The sequence below is a fragment of the Pseudoduganella plicata genome (assembly GCF_004421005.1).
In the GTDB taxonomy this organism is placed as follows: Bacteria; Pseudomonadota; Gammaproteobacteria; order Burkholderiales; family Burkholderiaceae_D; genus Rugamonas; species Rugamonas plicata.
The window spans coordinates 4379519-4398736 of sequence record NZ_CP038026.1 but is presented as its reverse complement, the minus strand read 5'-3'; the positions used below and the strand labels follow the sequence as shown (position 1 = coordinate 4398736).

Genomic DNA, 19218 nt, shown 5'->3' with positions numbered 1-19218 from the left:
TCCTTTTGTTCTTGGGGTGAAGGGAAAACCGGATGCGGCGACAGCGGAAGATTATTTTTTGGCGGCGACCACCTCGATCTCGACGAGCCAGCCCGGCGAATTCAGGCCGGCCACCTGCATCACGGCGCGCGCGGGCAGGTTCGGTTGCGGGACCGGCTGCGCCGTGGCGCCAAAGAACTGCGTGTACCCGTCCATGAAGCCCTTGATGTCGGCGCGGCCGCCCTTGCCCGGATCGCCGACGAGGAAGACCTGCATCTTGACGACGTCGCCCATCGTCAGGTTCATCGATTTGAGGATCTCGTCGATTTTCTTCAGCACGCCCACGGTCTGGGTTTTCGTGTCGCCGTAGGCGGCCAGCGAATCGGGATTGGCTGCCTTGTCCACGATGGGCGGCACCTGGCCGCTGATGAAGTGGATCGTCGCGTTCGGCGGCAGCGTCACCGCCTGGGCGATGGGGAAATCCGAGCCGGGAATCTTGTGGCGGACGATGTCCTGGGCACCGGCAGTGGCGGCGGTCAGCAGAAACAGGGTAGCGATGGCAGCGTTCTTCATGGGGTTCCTTCAGTGTTTGTTGGCAAATGGGCTGGCGGCGAACTTTGCTGCCTGCAGTTCGGTGCGCAAGGCCGCGACCTGCTGTTCCGTCATGGCGTCGCCGCGATTACCCCAGCTGGTACGCACGTACGTCAGCACGGCGGCCAGGTCGGCATCGGACAGGCTGGCGGAGAAGTCGGGCATTCCGCCGCGGCCCTTGAGCAGCACGGTGGCCGGTTCCTGCCCGGGCCCCTGAACGAAGGCGTTGCCGGCCAGTGCCGGAAAGGCGCCGGGAATGCCTTTGCCGCTGGCCTGGTGGCAGGCGGCGCAGCTTTTCTGGAAGACGGCCTTGCCGTCGGTGCCGGCAGCGCTGGCCGGCAGCGTGCAGGCCATCAGCGCGAGCGCGCAAATGATGTGGTTCATGCGTTTGCCCTTTCGTGGATGCGTGCCAGTTGCTGCCAGGCCGATTCGATGGCGCCTGCCTGCCAGCCCGTGAGGTAGCTCAGATGTTCGCCCGCCAGCAGCACGCGCCCTTCGCCTTCCAGCAGCAGCGGATAGGCGGCCTTGCGGCTCTCTTCCGTCCACTCGGCCCAGCCGCCCAGGTTGTACTGCACCCGGTGCCATGCCACCGAAAACGCCGTCTCGAACGACTCGCGGTAAGCGGGAAAGATCTTCTCGCCGGCGGCAATGGCAAATTCGGCGCGCTCGGCCGGACTCAGGGCGCTCGCCTCGATGGCCGCCGTGGTGTAGTTGTAGTACCCCAGCAGCACACCCTTCTTTTTCTGCCAGCCCGTCGAAGGCAGCGAGATCGTGTTGATGCCCGGGATATCGGTCAGCACGTGGCCGCCGTAGATATGGTCGTCCTCTTCCCAGAAGCGGCGCTTCATCTGCAGCCCGATCTTGCCGACCGGTGCGTACGCCACCGCCTTGACCGCGGCCTTGAAAGGATCGGAAAAGTCCGTGTCGATCATGCGCAGCACCGACAGCGGCAAGGTGCACAGGCAGTAATCGGCCGTGACGGTGCCGACCTTGCCGCTGGCCGTGTCCCTTACCGTCACCGTGACGTCCTGCTCGCCGTGGCGGATCTTCTGCACCTCGGCGCGATAGCGGATGAATCGGCCCACGCGCTTTTCAAACGCCTTTGGAATGGCATCCATGCCACCCACTGGCTGGAACATCGTGTTCTGCATCGGGAAGTCCTGCACCGCGCTGTACACCTTGCCCACGCCGGAGGCCAGCAAGTCCGCAAACCCCAGCGGGTCCGACGGCGTGCCGGCGCCGGGATTCATGCCGGCGCCGGGATTGACGGCAAAGCCGCGGCCCGTGCGCCCCTTGTAGCGCAGGTCGCCCGCGCTCAACTGGCCCTCGTGCGCGAGGTAGTCCAGCAGCGCGCGCCGGTCGTCGGCGGAGAGTTGCTTGTCGAGCGTATGGTCCTGCACCGACTTGGCCAGCAGTTCGGCCACGTGGCCGCGCATGTCGGCCTTGATCTGCGCGGGACGAAGGCGCTGCTTCGCCAGGGGCCCGCCATTTTCCAGATAGACGAACGCATGGTCGTTATCGTTCACCATCACTTCCAGCGGCACTTCGAACAGGCGCGTGTAATGCAGCGTGGACTGGTGATGCAGCGGGATGCGCCAGGGGCCGTGGTTGATGTACAGGCCATCGTCGAACGCGCAGCGCTGCGTCTCGCCACCCAGCTCCGTCAGCTCGAAACCCTTGCGCGCCGTCTGGCACCGGCCGCCAGCGAAGCCGCGCGCCTCCAGTACCTGCACGCGATAACCCAGCTTGTTCAGTTCATACGCCGCGGTAAGGCCCGCCAGCCCGGCGCCGAGAATGACGACGGACTTGCCCTTGCCACTCCCGCTCAGCACTGGCGGGACCGCCATCGTCGACGCAATGCCCATCCCCCAGGCATTCATCGCGTTGAGCAGCAGCCCGGTGCCGCCGACGGCGGCGGCACGGTACAGGAAGTCGCGCCGTGTGACCGATTTCAATGTTGTACTTTGCATCGATGCCCTTTCTGCTGTTGAATAGTCACAGTGAAGAAATAGCAATCGGCGTGCCATTCGTAACTTCGAAAGCACTGATTTCGGCGCAACGAATGCAGTTGGTTCGGCGCTGCGCGCCGCCGGCCATGTCGGAGAGGCCTTGCCCCACAAGGCTCGCCGCCCCGGTTGGACTTTGTTTGCATGCGGCTTCGCAGCCAATGTCGTTGCGCGGCCACGTCATGCAACGCGTTTGCACCAAGACGATACGTGGGCGTTGCGGCGCAATGAATGGCGGATAAAAAAAAGCGCGCCGGGAGGCGCGCAAAGAGTGGGTGGCACTACACCCAGCCGAAGGAACTGGTTAAACGTCAGTTGGCAAGGCTCGCGACGACCCTGCCGAAACTGCTGTACTGGCCAGAGGGCTGCCCCGTGCGGCGTGGCGCCTCCGGCGATTGCACCGGGTAGCCGGTCGTGCCCCGTTCGACGATATGGCACTGGTGGAACTGCAGCGGTCTGGCGGCATCGAGCAGGTAGACGACATCGACGTGGGTCAGGTCGCCCGCCACTTTCACCGTCCAGTGGCCGCGCTGGCGGGCCCGCTCGAACCAGCGCTCTTCCACGGCCCGCGTGCAACTGTAATAAGTGCCGTTCAGGCAGATGCCGTGCGCCGTGACGGTCGCGTCGTGCACCGGCAGCAGCAGGCAATGCACCAGCTCCTCGCGGTACTGTTTCAGCGCGGTGCCGCGCTGCTGCACGCCCCAGTCCCACAGCTGCAGCGGCGCGGGCGTTTCCGCGCCGGCCAGCAGATTGTGCTCCAGCGCCGCATCGGCGACAAGGCGCGTGAACTGGCCGATATCGAGCACGCCATCGAGACCGCCGAGCTGCGGCGCCAGCTGGTCCGCCTCCAGCGGCAGCAGCGCGCAGCGACGCTCCAGCGCCTCGCGCCAGGGGAGCGTCTGGCTGTCGGCCGTGCCGCTGATGCAGCGCACACCGAAGTTGTTGCGCAGCGCACCGCCCCCATCGGCCGGACGCAGCGCGCGCGGCACCACCAGCAGCTCCGGCAGGTGCCGGCTGGGCCAGTCCTGCACCGTGATGGCACGGCCCAGGCGCTGGCAATAGCGCGGCTTGTCCGCGGCGCAGTTGGCCAATGCCATCACGGCCTGCTGCCAGGACGGGGGTTCCAGGCTGGCGTAGACACCGGCGATCATGCCGCTGAAGACATCGCTGACAACGTACAGCACGGGCCGTCCGACCAGCCGGTCGCGCTCCGTGGTGGCCACCAGCTGCACATCGGCACGGACGGCATCGAGCCGGAACGCCGCGCCCGGCTTGCCCGGATGCGCGATAACGGCGTGCGGTGCCAGCGGCAACGGCCGCTCGGCCCGACGCAGCACGTCGCATCGTTCCAGCCAGTAGCCGAACTGGCCGAAGCTGGGCGCTCCGTCCGACGGCGGCGTGCGCACCACACGCCGCGTGGCGCCGTCGACGCTGCGCTGGCTGAAAAAGTCGCGCACCATCGCTTCATAGGTGGCGCGGCGCGACTGCCGGATGCCCGCGCAGCACGACATCGCCACCCGGAAGATGCGGCGCATCGCCTCGTCTACGTTGACGCCCGGCGGCGCGCCCTCCTTGCGCGGCCGGCCGCGCTTGATGCCGGCGGTGGAAGCGCGCGTCTTCCCCCGCGCGCCCGAGTTGCCGTAGTCCGGCAGCAGCGCGTTGGGCGTCTGCCCGCGCTGCCAGTAGCGGCGCAGGTACCGGTAGACGGTGGGGTGCGAAATCCCGTGCTGCGCCGTGTAGTCGGCAATCAGCTGGCCGCGCCGGCGCGACTGGTAGATGCCCGGCTCGCTGGCGGTCAGCTCCTGGACGATCTGCCATGCGCGCTCGCGCAGCTCGATGTGCCGGGGCGGCAGCGCATCCTGGTTGACGGTGACGAGGAACGGATCCTCCGCCAGGCGCACGGCGCGGCCTTCGGCCAGATCCGCTTCCAGCGTGGCGACGCGGATGTGCGCGGCCTCGCAGGCCCGCGCGGCAACGTCGAAGACATAGGCGCCATGGCGCGCCGCATCGATCCACAGGATGCGCAGAATGCGGCGCGGCGCGTCATATTGAAGCAAGTCGTTTCGCAGTAACATCGGCCACCTCGGTGCGAGTCAATGCAAAGGACAATGCAAAATCCGGGCCACTCCTGTGGACGCGACTGTGCGGGTGCTGGACGGCAAAACGCCCGGCGCTGGGCCGGGCGATTTGCCATGTTGGTGCGTGCGGGCACCGCTGGTGTGCAGGAGTCCCTGACGGGACTTGCGTTATTGCGGATTAACGCTTGGCTTTGGGCTTGCCTGCGACAGGCTTCTTCGGCGGCGTATGCTTGCCCGACTCCGGCGGCATCTCGTCGGCCAGGCTGATTTTCAGCTGCTGGCCGCCGACCCAGACCTTGCCCAGGTGCTTGAAGATCTCGTCCGGCATTCCATCCGGCATTTCCAGCACGGAGTGGTCCTCGAAGATCTCGATGCGGCCGATGTAGCGCGCTTCCAGGCCGCTTTCGTTGGCGATGGCGCCCACGATATTCGATGGCGTGGCTGCGTGTTTCGTGCCCACTTCGATGCGGTAAGGACGCATCGGCATCGTCACCTTGCCCGGCTTTTCCTTTTTCTTCTTCGCCGGCGCTTCCTCTTCCGTCAGCGCCGATTCGACGACCGCGTCGAGCGCCTTCTTGCGCTCGACCGGTTTCTTGGCCTGCGCCGGAGCGGCGGCTGCCACTTCCGGTGCGGCTTCGCCGTCGCGGCGGATGCGCAGCATGCGGCCGGCAACGCGCACGCCCGTCAACAGTTGCAGTTTATCCGCCGGCAGGTCGGCCGGCATGTCCAGCACCGTGTAGTCCTCGAAGATCTCGATGCGGCCGATGAACTTCGAATCGATGCCGCCTTCGTTGGCGATGGCACCCACGATATTGCCCGGCTTGACGCCATCTTCGTAACCCACTTCGATGCGGTAGGTCGCCATGCCCGCATCCGGCTCGCGCGCCGTGCGTTCTTTCTTCGGCATGGCCGGACGGTCCGGGCGCTCGGCACGTGGCCGTTCGGCACGTTCGGGGCGGTCGCCGCGGTCGGGACGCTCGGCACGCTCCGGCCGCACGCCATCCTCGTGCCAGCCTTTTTCGGCCTTCTTGTCGAGCAGCAGGGGCGTGTTCCCGCGCGCCATCATGGCCAGCGCAGCGGCGATTTCCGTCGCAGGAACGTCGTGTTCCTGCTCGTATTCTTCCACCAGCTGCTGGAATTCCTTCAGGCCGCCCAGCGCCAGCGTTGCCGTGATCTGATCCTTGAAGCGGGCGATGCGCACGTCGTTGACGGCCTGCAGCGACGGCAGCTCCATCTGCGTGATCGGCTGGCGCGTGGCCCGTTCGATCGATTTGAGCAGCGTGCGTTCGCGCGGGTGATGAACAGGATCGCCTCGCCACTGCGGCCGGCGCGCCCCGTGCGGCCGATGCGGTGCGTGTAGCTTTCGGCGTCGTACGGCACGTCGTAGTTGACGACGTGGCTGATGCGCTCCACGTCCAGGCCGCGCGCGGCCACGTCGGTGGCGACGAGGATGTCGATCTTGCCTTCCTTGAGCTGGCCGATGGTGCGCTCACGGGCGGCCTGCTGCATGTCGCCGTTGATGGCGGCGGCCGAGAAGCCTCTGGCCTGCAGGCGTTCCGTCAGCTCTTCCGTGCCGATCTTGGTGCGGCTGAAGATGATCATGCCATCGAACGGCTCCGCTTCCAGAATGCGGGTCAGCGCGTCCAGCTTGTGCATGCCGGAGACGAGCCAGTAGCGCTGGCGGATGTTTTCCGCCGTGCCGGTCTTGGCCGCGACGGTCACTTCCTTCGGGTCGTTCAGGTACGTGTTGGCGATGCGGCGGATGGCCGACGGCATCGTGGCCGAGAACAGCGCCGTCTGGCGCGATTCCGGCGTCTCCTTCAGGATGCGCTCGACGTCGTCGATAAAGCCCATGCGCAGCATCTCGTCCGCTTCGTCCAGCACGAGGGTCTTCAGCTTCGACAGGTCGAGCGAGCCCTTGTCCAGGTGATCGATGACGCGGCCTGGCGTGCCGACAACGACGTGCACGCCGCGGCGCAGCGCCGACAGCTGCGGGCCGTAGCTCTGGCCGCCGTAGATCGGCAGCACGTGGAAGCCGGGAATATGGGCGGCATAGCGCTGGAACGCCTCGGCGACCTGGATCGCCAGCTCGCGCGTGGGGGCCAGCACGAGCGCCTGCGGCGACGTCTGGCGGGTGTCGAGTCGCGACAGGATCGGCAGCGCGAACGCGGCGGTCTTGCCGGTGCCGGTCTGGGCCTGGCCCAGCACGTCGCGGTTTTCCAGCAGGTGGGGAATGGTGGCGGCCTGGATCGGCGACGGCTGTTCGTAGCCGACCTCCTTCAGGACCTTGATCAGCGCTGGGCTGAGGTTCAGATCGGTAAACAGAATGGGTTCCTGGGTTGTTGCAGTCATCGTGGTTCTCGCTAAAATTATCGGGAACGACGCCGGCTCATGGTGGTGCAGGTTCCCTATTGTTCGAATCGCCCCATGCGACAGAAAGGGCGTAGTTTACTCTGTTCCGGGCTCTCCCTGCGAACTGTTCGAAACTTAGTGGCCTTGCAAGGTCGCTGGCGTCCGGCAGGACAGTGTCGTTTCGTCTATATTTGGCGCTTTGCCAACCCGGAGTAAACCATGGTTCGACATCTTCTCGCCGCCACGCTGGCGGCGCTCATCGGCACGGCGGCATCGGCCGCGGCATACGGTCCCGAGCTGCAGGGCTTCCGCTACCCCTATCCCGTGCAACAGTTCCGTTTCAACTCGCAGGGCCAGACGATCAAGATGGCGTATATGGACGTGAAGCCGCAGGGCACAGGCAACGGCCAGGCGATCGTTCTCCTGCACGGCAAGAACTTCTGCGGTGCGACGTGGGAAACCTCGATCCGGGCGCTGGCCGGCGCCGGCTACCGCGTCATCGTGCCCGACCAGATCGGCTTCTGCGCCTCCACCAAGCCGCCGCATTACCAGTACAGCTTCCACCAGCTGGCGCAGAACACGATGGCGCTGCTGCAGAAGATCGGCGTGACGAAGGAGGCGAAGGACGGCAAGGTGGCGCTGCTGGGTCATTCGACGGGCGGCATGCTGGCCACGCGCTTCGCGCTGATGTATCCGCAGAACGTGTCGCATCTGCTGATGGTCAACCCCATCGGACTGGAAGACTGGAAGGCGCTGGGCGTGCCGTACCGCAGCGTGGACCAGTGGTTCGAGCGCGAGCTGAAGCTCACTGCCGACAGTGTGCGCAGCTACGAGAAGAGCACGTATTACATGAACCGCTGGAAGCCGGAATACGAGAAGTGGGTGGACATGCTGGCCGGCCTGAACGCGGGACCCGGCCACCAGGTCGTGGCGTGGAACTCCGCGCTGATCTACGACATGATCTACACCCAGCCCGTCGTGCATGAATTCCCCAACCTGAAAGTGCCGGTGACGTTGATGATCGGCGACGGCGACACCACCGCCATCGGCGGCGACATCGCGCCGCCCGACGTCAAGGCGAAGATCGGCAATTACAAGGTGCTGGGCAAGGAGGCCGTCAAGCGCATCCCGGGCGCTCGCCTGGTGGAGTTCCCTGGCATGGGCCATGCGCCGCAGATGGAAGACCCGGAGGCGTTCCACAAGGCGTTGCTGCAGGCGCTGGAAAGCAGATAAGTCGTATCACGAGTGCAGCGCCACTCCCAGCGGTGCGGCGCTGCCGGCGGCCAGCCGGGCGTCGTTCTCGTCCAGCACGGCACCGAACGCGCTCGCTGGTACCGGGCGGCTGAAGTAATAACCCTGCATCTGCGAGCAGCCGTGCGCACGCAGGAACGACAGCTGCTCGAGCGTCTCCACCCCTTCCGAGATGACCTGCAGGTTCAGGTTCGCCGCCAGCGCAATGATGGTCGTGACGATGGCCGCGTCGTCCGGGTCCACCGTCAGGTCGCGCACGAACGCCTGGTCGATTTTCAGCACGTCCACCGTAAAACGCTTCAGGTGGGCCAGGCTGGAGTAGCCCGTCCCGAAATCGTCGATCGCCAGTTTCACGCCCAGTTTTTTCAGCTGGCGCATGACGACGATCGCGTGTTCGACGTCGTTCATGACGAGGCTTTCCGTCAGCTCCAGCTCCAGGCAGGTGGGGTCGAGCCCGGCCTCCACCAGCACGTCGGCCACGCTGCCGACGAAACCCTGCTCGGCCATCTGCCGCGCCGAGACGTTGACGGCCACGCGAAGGTTGCGGTGGCCTTCGGACTGCCACGTGCGCAGCTGCTGGCAGGCGCTGCGCAGCACCCACGCGCCCATCGGCAGGATCATGCCCGTTTCCTCGGCCAGCGGAATGAACCGCCCCGGCGCCACCATGCCCATCTCCGGATGCTGCCAGCGGATCAGCGCTTCCATGCCGACGATACGGCCGCTGCCGATATCGACCTGCGGCTGGTAGTACAGCACGAACTCGCGCCGCTCCAGAGCCTGGCGCAACGCGTTTTCCATCTGCACCCGCTCGCCCAACTGTTCGCGCATGGCGTGCGTGTAGAACTTGTAGTTGTCGCCGCCCAGCTCCTTGGCGCGGAACATCGCGATATCGGCTCGCTCCAGCAGCGTCGTCGGGTCGGCACCATGATCCGGATAGATCGCCACACCCGCGCTGCCGGCGATAAACTGCGCCTTCCCGTCCAGTACCACCGGCTGGTTCAGGCTGGTCAACACACGCTGCAACTGCTCCAGCGACGGCTTGCGCGCCCCCTCTTCCGGCAGCAGCATCAGTGCGAACTCGTCGCCGCCCAGGCGGGCCAGCGTGTCGATGGGTCGAACCGCGGCCTGCAGGCGCTCGGCAATGCCCTGCAGCAGGCGGTCGCCGGCCTTGTGGCCCACGCGGCTGTTGGTGAACTTGAAGCGATCCAGGTCGATCGATACCACCCACAGGCTGTGACCGCGCACGGCCGCCTGCGCAATGTTCTGCTGCAGCCGGTCGTGCAGCAGTACCCGGTTCGCCAGGCCGGTCAGCGCATCGTGCGTGGCCTGGTGGTGCAGTTCCGTTTCGTAAGCCTTCATGGCCGTGATGTCGTGCTGGATCGAGACGAAATGGGTGACGATGCCGTTTTCGTCCCGCACCGGCGACACGTACGTCTCGCTCCAGAACAGCGTGCCGTCCTTGCGGTAGTAGCGCAGCGTGGCGTGGCCGTCGCGCTGTTCGCGCAGCGCGCTGCGGATCAGTTCCGAGTCCGGCTGGTCGACGTCGTCACGATACAGCAGACGCGGGTTGCGGCCCATGACCTCGGCCGCCTTGAAACCCGTACTGCGTTCGAACGCCGGATTGACGTAGACGATGGGATAGTCGTCCGCCGCGGCCACGATCAGGATCGCGTTGCGGCTCGATTCGATGGCGCGCTCGCGCAGCAGCAGCGTGCGGTTCGCTTCGTTCAGTTGGGCCGTGCGCTCCTCCACACGCCGGGCGATGGCCCGGTGGCGCGTGGCGATCGAGTGCACGTAGGCGGTGCCAAGCAATGTCGTCAGGATGCCCAGCACAAGCGTCGACAGCGACGCCAGATGGTCGGCCACGAGGATGTCCTCGCTCATGCTGGCCACCACGTGCCAGGTGCGGCCGGCCACTTCCAGGGGCACGTCCAGCGGTGCCGGCGGGCGCCGGTACAGCCAGGACAGTGGCGGCGCCAGCGCAGCCAGGCGACGCGCCGGTGGCGGCGCGTAATACACCAGCGTTTCGGCCGATGGCTGCGATCCGGCATAGACGTGCAGGCCGACGCCCTGGATGCGCAGCGCCTGCTGGTGCACCTGGTGCAGGCCCGATACCATCAGGATCATGCTGACCATCTCGGCCGGCAGCAACGTCACGCCCGTTTCGCCCACCAGTGCCGCGCGCCGCGCCGGCACGTCCGGCAAGCTGGCATCGAAACGGTACACCGGCATGGCAATGAGCATGCCCATCTTCGAATCCGTTTGCGCCAGCTTCACCAGCGGACTGGCCATCGGCAGTCCCGTGTCGTAGGCGCGCTGACGCGCCGTCTCGTCGGCTGACGAATACAGCGAATCGAGCCCGAACGCCGCCTCGTTGCCCCGGTAAGGCTCGATGAACTCGATCACACGATAACGGGGCCGTGCGCCGGCCGGCACGACTTTGCCTTCGCGAAACTCCGTCACGCGCGCACCCGGCGCATGCAATCGCAGCGACGCTTCGGTGGCCGCGCGCTGGTCGGCCGTGATGAAGTGCTTGTAGTCGTATGCCATCACGTACGGGTAGCGCTCCAGCAACGGTCGGGTAAAGCGGCGGAACTCTTCGCGGCTGACGGCCGGCTGGCTGACGAACAGCTGATTGACGGCACGCAGGCCGTCGATGGCGTTGTTGATCCCCTCGCGCAGCGCAAATTCGCGCACGTGCGCACGCTGCGTGAACGCGAGCACGAGGCGATCCTGCTCCAGCCGGCTGACTCCGGCGAACAGCAAGCCTGTCAGACTGGCGCCGCACAGCAGCGCCAATATGGCCGCAATAGGCCATCGTCTTGCCGGCTGTCGGGCTTGATGATTATCGGAAATGTGCGCCACCCCATTGAAAGATGGTAGGTCTCCCAAGGGTAGCATGCTTTACCCGGCTTGCCGCACGCCGGCGCAGCGCGGTGGCGCGCAGGCGACGGGTGGCGCGGCTATACTGAGCCGCATGCCTGCCCCGGCCACTGTCGGTCCGGGCCAGGTCAACCACAGGAGAACAAATGGACAGCAATACCACATGGATCGATGTGCAGGGCGACGACGGCACGTTCCAGGCCTGGCTGGCCCTGCCGCGCGGCGGCAGCGGCCCTGGCATCGTCCTGATTCAGGAAATCTTCGGCGTCAACGCGCATATCCGCAGCGTTGCCGAGCAGTATGCGGCGGACGGCTATGTCGTGCTGGCGCCCGACCTGTTCTGGCGCCAGGGTGCCCACATCGAACTGGGCTACGACGATGCCGATTGGAAAAAGGCCGTCGAGCTGAAAGGGAAGACGGACACCGGCAAGGCCATCGCAGATGTGGCGGCCACCGTCAAGGCGCTGCGCGGCCTGTCCGGCGTGGGCCCAAGGGTCGCGTCGATCGGCTATTGCTTCGGGGGCCTGCTGTCGTACCTGACGGCCGCCAACGGTACCGTCGACGCGGCAGTAGCTTACTACGGCGGTGGCATCCAGAACGCGCTGGACCGGGCGGACGAGGTGACGATCCCGCTGCTGATGCACTTCGGTGGCAAGGACAGCCATATCCCGCAGGACGCGGTGCGCAGCATCGCGGAACGGTTCGGCGAGCGCGACAACGTGGAAATCCATGTCTATCCCGACGCCGAGCATGGTTTCAACTGCTCGCACCGCGGCAGTTATCACCAGCGCTCGGCCGCCGAGGCGCACGGCAACACGCTGCTGTTCCTGAGCGACCATCAGTAAGTTGCATCGTGCATGGCCAGGCCGGCTGGGCTAGAATCGCGGCATGATCCGATTGCCTGTCCAGTCAAGACCCCTGGCCGTGGCCGTGGCCGTCTGCCTGCTGGCGGCGGCCTGCGCCGATGCGGCACCGCTGCGTGTCGGCGGCTTCATCGTCGCGCCACTGATCATGGGCTCCCCGGACGCGCCGCTGCACGGGGCGCTGCTGCGCTCTTTCCTGGAACGGCGCGTCGTGCCCCGGGGCGTGCCGCTGCAATGGATGCCGCCCACGTCGCTGCGCCGCGCCATGGAGAGCCTGCGCAACGGCACGCTCGACGTGCTGCTGCTGACCAGCGGCGCCACCGACCGGGGTCCCGGCATCGGCACCTTCGGCTGGACCTATTTGCGCACTCATCCGCACCTGGCCGTGCGCCGGGATGCGCCGTTGCGCGCCGTACCAACGCTGTCCGCGCTCTCGGGCATGGATATCGGCTGGGTAGCCGGTTCCACCATCCCGCCCGGGCTCGACAAGGTGCCCATCCGCTGGCAGGGCCTGGCCGTGACGGAATGGCAGGGCGCCAACCTGCGCAAGCTGCAGGCGGGCCGGATCGACGCCGTATTTTTTGAAAACGAATATTCGCCCCGCTATTACGCCAACAGCGCGGGAATCGACATCCGGCTGGTGCGCCTGCCGATGCCGGACCGGGCCTTCTTCATGGCCTACTCGCTGAAATCGGACCGCGCCGCCATCTCCCGCTTCGACCGCGTGGCCAGCGCGGCATTTTCCGGCGAGCAATTCCGCCACTTCCTGGAACACTACACCGTCGCGCCCGGACCGCTTTGAACTGCTGAGTGTGGCGGCGTACAGACCGTATCGCGCCGCGCCGGCATCATGCGTCTCCGGGTCTGCGGCCCGTCGACGGGCCTCCTCAACGACAGAACCGGACCGGATCGCGCCTGTTCAATACGGGCGCGGTCCATCCTGCGGGCGGCTACAATACCGTTTTTGCCGGCGCGCGGCGCCTTCGACCATGGCCAGACTCAAGCTTGAATTCCCCGAAGACCAGTTCTGCTTCACGACCCAGCTGACGGTGCGGGTGACCGACATCAACGGTGCCAACCATCTGGGCAACGACTCGATGATCTCCATGATCTCGGAGGCACGGGCGCGCTTCCTGTACGATTTCGGCGTGCGCGAAACGGAAGCGGACGGCACCGGCATCATCGTCACCGACCTGGCGACCACGTACCGGGCCGAAGCCCATGCGCGCGACCAGCTCGTGTTCGAAGTCGGCGTGATGGACTTCAACAAGTACGGCGGCGACATCACCTTCCGCATCACGCGCCCCAGCGACAAGAAACTGATCGCGATGGCCAAGCAGGGCTTTGTCTTTTTCAATTACACGCACAGCCAGGTCGTGCCGATGCCCGACGAGTTCCTGGCCAAGTTTCCCAGGGTGAACTGGCTCGACTGATTTATTTCAGCACGTGCAGCTCAGCGCTTGCTGACCCGGCTGTCGGCGATGGCCTTGTGGAACCAGTCGTCGATCATCTGTTTCTCGTAACGCAGGGAGTCGTTGGAGAAATAGCGCGTCATGCGCTGCTGATAGTTCATGTTCGAGACTTCGTCCGTACCGCTTTTGAGCACATTGCCGTTCTGTTCCAGCGTCCACGACACCGTCATGCGCGGCCAGTCGGCGCCGCCGCGCATGATGCGGATTTCATCGACGGCCCAGCGGCGCGGCTCCAGCCGTCCCGCCAGGTCCAGGTCCGTCACCGTCACGCGCAGATCCTGACCGGGGGGCAGTTCCTTGCCGAGGCTCTCGAAGTGGGTCGTGATGTCTTTCAGGATCTGGTCGCGGTCGCGTTCGGAGCGCGGCATATCGAGAAAGTCGTCCGGCTTTTCGTATTTGACGGTCACGGCGGCTTGCGCGGCACCTGCCAGCAGCGCGCCAGCCAGCACGAAGCGTTTCATAACGTTTGACGTTTGCATGATGCGTCCTTTCATTCCAGAGCATTCAATATACGCCGTCCGCCACGGCGGCGAGTTTCCGCTGTCACGATGTTGTAACAGATCGCAACTAAGATGCGGGCATTCTTAACAACCCAGGATGCCAGTTCATGTCCGAGTACCACGATTCGTCCCGTCGCCGCGTTTTGAAATTCCTGTCCGGCGCGCCGCTGCTCCCACTGGCGGGTGCCAGCACGGCAGCAGCGCTGCTGACCGCCTGCGGCGGCGACAACGATGACGTCCTGCCCGTCCCGACGCCTGTCGCGCCGACCCCGGCGCCCGCGACGCTGACGTCGGTGACGTTCTCGGCCATGCCGGCGCCGACGCTGGCCGACGCGGCCAAGATGGCGACGACTTCGGTCGGTTCAACGATGTCGGCCACCTACAGCGACGGCACCAAGCAGAACTACTCGCTGAAATACGAAGCGTTCTTCGTCACGGGCGCCATGGTGCCGAACGGCAATGGCGGTACGATCCTGGCAGGCGGCTACTACGACATCAACAACAAGCCAATCCTCGACAAGACCGATGCCGGCCAGCGCCAGTTCTTCTCCGACTGCCCGGACGGCAGCTCGCTGCTGAAGCTCGCCAACGCGAAAGTGGACGGCGTCAAGGGCAACCCGGTGTTTGCCGTGGTGCAGTTCGAGTACACCAGCAAGAACGTCAAGGGCGATTCGATGTACGGCATGCTGCCGTCGCCGATTGCGATCCTGACGCTGGACCAGGACAAGACGACGGGCGCGCTGTCGCTGGTGAAATACCACAACGTCGATACGAGCCCGGCCAATGGCCTGTGGATCACGTGCGGCGCCAGCCGTTCGCCATGGAACACCCACCTGTCCAGCGAGGAATACGAACCGGACGCGACGGTCGTCGACAAGGACACGCAGTTCCAGGCATTCTCGACCAACCTGTACGGCGACGCCAGGAAGGCGAACCCATACCACTACGGCCACCTGCCGGAAGTGACGGTCAATCCGGACGGCACGGGCAGCATCAAGAAGCACTATTGCCTGGGCCGCATCTCGCACGAGCTGGTGCAGGTGATGCCGGACGAGCGTACCGTACTGATGGGCGACGACGCCACCAACGGCGGCCTGTTCATGTTCGTGGCCGACAAGGCACAGGACCTGTCGGCCGGCGCCCTGTACGTGGCGAAATGGAACCAGAAAACGGCGGAGAACGGCGGTTCGGCCGACCTGACCTGGATCCTGCTGGGCAAGGCCACCAGCGCCGAGATCAAGGCCCTGGCCGACAAGCTGAAGGCCGCCGACATCATGGGCGTCAGGACGGCCGACCCGCAGGACGCCACGTTCAAGAAGATTCCGTTCAGCGGCAAGAGCAACTGGGTCAAGGTCAATCCGGGCATGGAGCAGGCCGCGGCCTTCCTGGAAACCCACCGCTACGCCGCACTCAAGGGCGGCAGCCTGGGCTTCACGAAGATGGAAGGCACGACCGTCAACGCCAAGGACAAGATCGCCTACTCGGCCATCGCGTCGATCGGCTCGGCCATGAAGGACGGCTCGGGCGGCATCAGCATCAAGGGCCCGAGCGCCGGTGCCGTCTATGCGCTGAACATGAAGGGCGGCCAGAAGGACGACACGGGGGCTGCGATCAACAGCGAATGGGTACCTGTCGACATGGCTGCCGTGCCGGCCCTGCTGAGCGAAGACCTGGCCACGCCGGACGCGCTGGGCAACAAGGCCAATGCGGACAAGGTCGCCAATCCGGACAACATCAAGTTCTCCGAGAAGCTGCGCACGCTGTTCATCGGCGAAGACTCCAGCACGCACGTCAACAATTTCCTGTGGGCCTACAACGTCGACACCAAAGCGCTGGTGCGCGTGCTGTCGAATCCGGCCGGCGCCGAATCGACGGGCCTGCATGCCGTGGACGACATCAACGGCTTTGCCTACATCATGAGCAACTTCCAGCACGCAGGCGACTGGGACGTCTCGAAAGACGCCAGCGGCAACGTCACCGGTGGCCTGCACGCCAAGGTGGCCGGCACGCTCGATCCGCTGATCAAGGCCAACTACCGCGGTGGCTACGGCGCCGCCGTCGGCTACCTGACCGGCCTGCCGCAACTGGGGTAAGCAGAACAGTGTCCTGATGCGTCGGCTAACCCCGCCGCTGATCCTTTGCCGCAAGCAGCGCAAGCTGCCTGCGGTTTTTTTTGGGCAATTCCGAGACAGTCCCGGACGAATCCCATGAATGTTGCGAAAATTAAAAACCGGTGACAGGCTCTGGTTTTTCCCGCCCGCCCCGGTCGAAAATAGGTGGCTGACACCGGTTTTCCACACCGGATTTCCGGTCTACCGCCGGTTTCCGCAAAAAATCGGAGCCTGTCACCGGTTTTTTATGTGCGTGCGCGCACTGCCCGGCTGACCCGGCGCGGGCACACTGGCTCCTCCTCATTTCGCGGAGCACAGCATGCCGGAAGGTCCCTCTCTCGTCATCCTGAAGGAACTGGCCAAGCCGTTCGAAGGCCGCACCATTGCCGAGGCGCATGGCAACAGCACGACCGTCCCGTACGACGAACTGCCCGGCCAGCCGATCCTTTCCGTGCGCACGTGGGGCAAGCACTTCCTGATCGAGCTGCCGCTGTTCAGCCTGCGCGTTCACTTCCTGATGTTCGGCAGCTACCGCATCGACGAGCGCAAGGAACACAGCCCGCCCCGGCTGTCGCTGGCCTTCGAGGAAGGCGGCGAGCTCAACTTCTATACCTGCTCCATCCGGACGATCGACGGCGACCTGAACGAGGCTTACGAGTGGCAGGCCGACGTGATGGCCGACGAGTGGAAACCGGCCGTGGCGCTGAAAAAGCTGCGCGCGATGCCGGACACACTGGCATGTGACGCGCTGCTGGACCAGACGGTATTTTCCGGCGTCGGCAACATCATCAAGAACGAAGTGCTGTTCCGGCTGAAGATTCACCCTCTTTCGACGATCGGCGCACTGCCTGCGACGAAATTGCGGGAACTCGTGAAACAGGCCCGGCAATACAGCTTCGAATTTCTAGAATGGAAAAAAGCGTTCGTGCTGAAACAGCACTGGCTTGCCCATACCAAGCGGATTTGCCCACGCTGCAATATCGCCTTCCACAAGGGTCACCTGGGCAAGACAAAACGTCGCTCGTTCTGGTGCGAGAAATGTCAGAAGCGCTATGAATAGCAGCACGGTGTTGTAAAGCCATGGCGAAATTTTTATTACCTGTTGTTAATGCAAATAGTCGGCGCTACAATTAAATTGCCGTGCCTCAATAATGCGCGGCAACTCGCCCCATTCGCAGGCCCGTCCATTTGCCAAAAGTCGCCCTATGTCCTTCCTGTCTACAGCCTCGCCCAAGCTGCCTCCCTGGAAAGTTTTGCTGGTCGATGACGAACCCGATATCCACGACATCACCAAGCTGACGCTCACCCGTTTCCGTCTCGACGGTCGCGCGCTGACGTTCCTGCATGCGTACAGCGGCGCCGAGGCCAAGGAAGTGCTGGCCCGCGAAAAGGATATCGCGCTGGTCTTCCTCGACGTCGTCATGGAGCGCGAGGACAGCGGACTGGAAGTGGCGCGCTGGATGCGCGAGGACCTGGACAACCGGTTCACGCGCATCGTACTGCGCACCGGCCAACCGGGCCAGGCGCCGGAAGAGCGCGTGATCGTCAATTACGACATCAACGACTACAAGGAAAAGACGGAGCTGGACCGCACCAAGCTGTTCACGACGACCTTTGCCGCGCTGCGGGCCTACCGCGACATCATGAAGGTCGAGGAAGCGCGCCAGCAGCAGATGCATTATCGCGAAGGTCTGGAGCGCGTCATCGCCGCCTCCGCCCACATTTTCCAGCAGCGAAACCTGAAGGACTTCGCCAACGGCCTGCTGCAACAGGTCGTCGCACTGCTGCGCCTGGAGACGAGCATGCTGCTGCGTCTGCGCGCGGCCACGGCCATCAGCGGCCAGGACGCCTACGAAGTGCTGGCACAGATCGGCGAGGACGAGGAATCGCTGCTGACGCCGGCCCTGCTGGCGCAGCTGGACGACGCCAAGAGCAACCGCATCTCGCGCATCGAGGGGGACACGTACGTCGGCTATTTCCCGAACGACAACAGCGGCAAGGTGTCGCTGCTGGTCTTGAAAGGCGTCGAGGAGATTTCCGAGGTCGACGCCAAGCTTCTGGAAATTTTCTGCGGCGGCGTGGCTATCGCTTTTGACAACATTCTGCTGAACCAGGAGATCACGGACACGCAGGCCGAGCTGATCCTGCGCCTGGGCGACGTCGTCGAATCGCGCTCGAACGAGGCGGGCAACCACGTCCGTCGCATGGCCGAGGTGTGCCACATCCTGGCCAAGGCGGCCGGCTTGCCGGACGACGAAACCGCCGTGCTGCGGCACGCGGCGCCGATGCACGACATCGGCAAGATCGCCACGCCGGATTCCGTGCTGCTCAAACCCGGCAAGCTCGATCCGGCCGAATGGGAAATCATGAAACAGCATCCGGCGGTCGGCCTGTCGATCCTGGATGGCTCGCAGCGGCCGATCCTGAAAGCGGCCGCCGTCATCGCCCACCAGCACCACGAGAAATACGACGGCAGCGGCTACCCGCAAGGCCTGAAGGGCCAGGACATCCACCTGTACGCCCGCATCGTCGCCGTGGCCGACGTGTTCGACGCGCTGATGCACAAGCGCTGCTACAAGGATGCGTGGCCGGTGGAGCAAGTGACGGCGCACCTGCGCGAAGTCGCCGGTCATCACCTCGACCCGCAATTCGTCGAGCTGCTGATCCAGAATATCGATGCGGCACTCGAGATCAACGAGCGCTTCCCGGACTGACGGCGCCGCTTCAAAACATCCGCAAACGGCCGCGCCAGATGCAGGTCGCGGCAATACATGCCCAGGATCGGCAGCGGCACGGCCAGCGCGTTGAGTGTCGCCAGCCATGTCGCACGCGACCACCAGGCGGCGGCGCCGACGGTCCCGCGCAGGCTGTCCAATGTGGCCTGCACATACTCCACCGACACCGCACGGTGCGCCTCTTCGACGATGACCTCGCCGGATGGCAAAAACGTGCGAACCCGGCCGCCCCACTCTGCCGCCTTACATCGGCGTCTGACAACATCGGGGTCAGGCACGATAACTGTCACGAGCGCAGCCGTAAGTGGGGGGCATTGGCGTCACCGGCGTGAACCACGTGCTCGGCTCGTGCGCGCGAGCCTGCGTGCAATCCGTCCGGGCACGCGGGTTCGGCGTT

At 65.0% G+C, this 19218-nt stretch carries 13 protein-coding genes and 1 pseudogene; 7 read left to right on the top strand and 7 right to left on the bottom strand.

What is annotated here, in order from left to right; all coding sequences use genetic code 11:
* Positions 1-51: 51 nt before the first annotated feature.
* From E1742_RS19365 to E1742_RS19345, 5 genes and pseudogenes are all read right to left on the bottom strand, one after another.
* Entirely contained in the window at positions 52-552 is a 501-nt protein-coding gene (locus tag E1742_RS19365; RefSeq protein WP_134386794.1) for a RidA family protein, read from the bottom strand.
* Between the two features lie 9 nt (positions 553-561).
* Positions 562-954, bottom strand: a complete 393-nt coding sequence (locus E1742_RS19360) for a c-type cytochrome (RefSeq protein ID WP_134386792.1) — start codon at positions 952-954, stop codon at positions 562-564.
* Entirely contained in the window at positions 951-2540 is a 1590-nt protein-coding gene (locus E1742_RS19355) for a flavin monoamine oxidase family protein (protein ID WP_134386790.1), read from the bottom strand. The genes E1742_RS19360 and E1742_RS19355 overlap by 4 nt, the downstream gene beginning before the upstream one ends.
* Before the next feature lie 347 nt (positions 2541-2887).
* Complete coding sequence (locus E1742_RS19350; protein ID WP_134386788.1) at positions 2888-4651, bottom strand: TnsB C-terminal domain-containing protein; 1764 nt, start codon at positions 4649-4651, stop codon at positions 2888-2890.
* 181 nt (positions 4652-4832) lie between these two features.
* Positions 4833-7006: pseudogene (locus E1742_RS19345) on the bottom strand (DEAD/DEAH box helicase).
* Between the two features lie 219 nt (positions 7007-7225).
* Between E1742_RS19345 and E1742_RS19340 the strand changes: the two are divergent.
* Entirely contained in the window at positions 7226-8239 is a 1014-nt protein-coding gene (locus tag E1742_RS19340; RefSeq protein ID WP_134386786.1) for an alpha/beta fold hydrolase, read from the top strand.
* Positions 8240-8245: 6 nt separating this feature from the next.
* Here E1742_RS19340 and E1742_RS19335 read toward each other — a convergent pair whose 3' ends face one another.
* On the bottom strand, positions 8246-11023 hold the full coding sequence (locus E1742_RS19335; protein WP_229466097.1) for a bifunctional diguanylate cyclase/phosphodiesterase: 2778 nt from the start codon (positions 11021-11023) through the stop codon (positions 8246-8248).
* Between the two features lie 263 nt (positions 11024-11286).
* Here E1742_RS19335 and E1742_RS19330 point away from each other — a divergent pair, with 263 nt between their 5' ends.
* The 3 genes from E1742_RS19330 (at position 11287) to E1742_RS19320 (ending at position 13436) form a co-directional block, all read left to right on the top strand.
* Positions 11287-11985, top strand: a complete 699-nt coding sequence (locus tag E1742_RS19330; RefSeq protein WP_134386784.1) for a dienelactone hydrolase family protein — start codon at positions 11287-11289, stop codon at positions 11983-11985.
* Positions 11986-12028: 43 nt separating this feature from the next.
* Positions 12029-12805 carry a substrate-binding periplasmic protein gene (locus E1742_RS19325; protein ID WP_134386782.1) on the top strand — a complete coding sequence of 259 codons (777 nt, stop codon included), beginning with the start codon at positions 12029-12031 and terminating at the stop codon, positions 12803-12805.
* A gap of 187 nt (positions 12806-12992) precedes the next feature.
* A complete protein-coding gene (locus tag E1742_RS19320) occupies positions 12993-13436 on the top strand; it encodes a thioesterase family protein (RefSeq protein ID WP_134386780.1) in 444 nt (147 codons plus the stop codon).
* Positions 13437-13456: 20 nt separating this feature from the next.
* Here the strand turns inward: E1742_RS19320 and E1742_RS19315 are convergent, their stop codons facing one another.
* Entirely contained in the window at positions 13457-13954 is a 498-nt protein-coding gene (locus E1742_RS19315; protein ID WP_134386778.1) for a DUF3016 domain-containing protein, read from the bottom strand.
* A 128-nt stretch (positions 13955-14082) separates the two neighbouring features.
* On the opposite strand from E1742_RS19315, the gene E1742_RS19310 reads away from it, so the two are divergent.
* From E1742_RS19310 to E1742_RS19300, 3 genes are all read left to right on the top strand, one after another.
* On the top strand, positions 14083-16068 hold the full coding sequence (locus tag E1742_RS19310) for a PhoX family protein (RefSeq protein WP_134386776.1): 1986 nt from the start codon (positions 14083-14085) through the stop codon (positions 16066-16068).
* Between the two features lie 337 nt (positions 16069-16405).
* Positions 16406-17146 carry a DNA-formamidopyrimidine glycosylase family protein gene (locus E1742_RS19305; protein ID WP_134386774.1) on the top strand — a complete coding sequence of 247 codons (741 nt, stop codon included), beginning with the start codon at positions 16406-16408 and terminating at the stop codon, positions 17144-17146.
* A 145-nt stretch (positions 17147-17291) separates the two neighbouring features.
* A complete protein-coding gene (locus E1742_RS19300; RefSeq protein ID WP_134386772.1) occupies positions 17292-18800 on the top strand; it encodes an HD domain-containing phosphohydrolase in 1509 nt (502 codons plus the stop codon).
* The last annotated feature ends 418 nt before the right edge of the window (positions 18801-19218 follow it).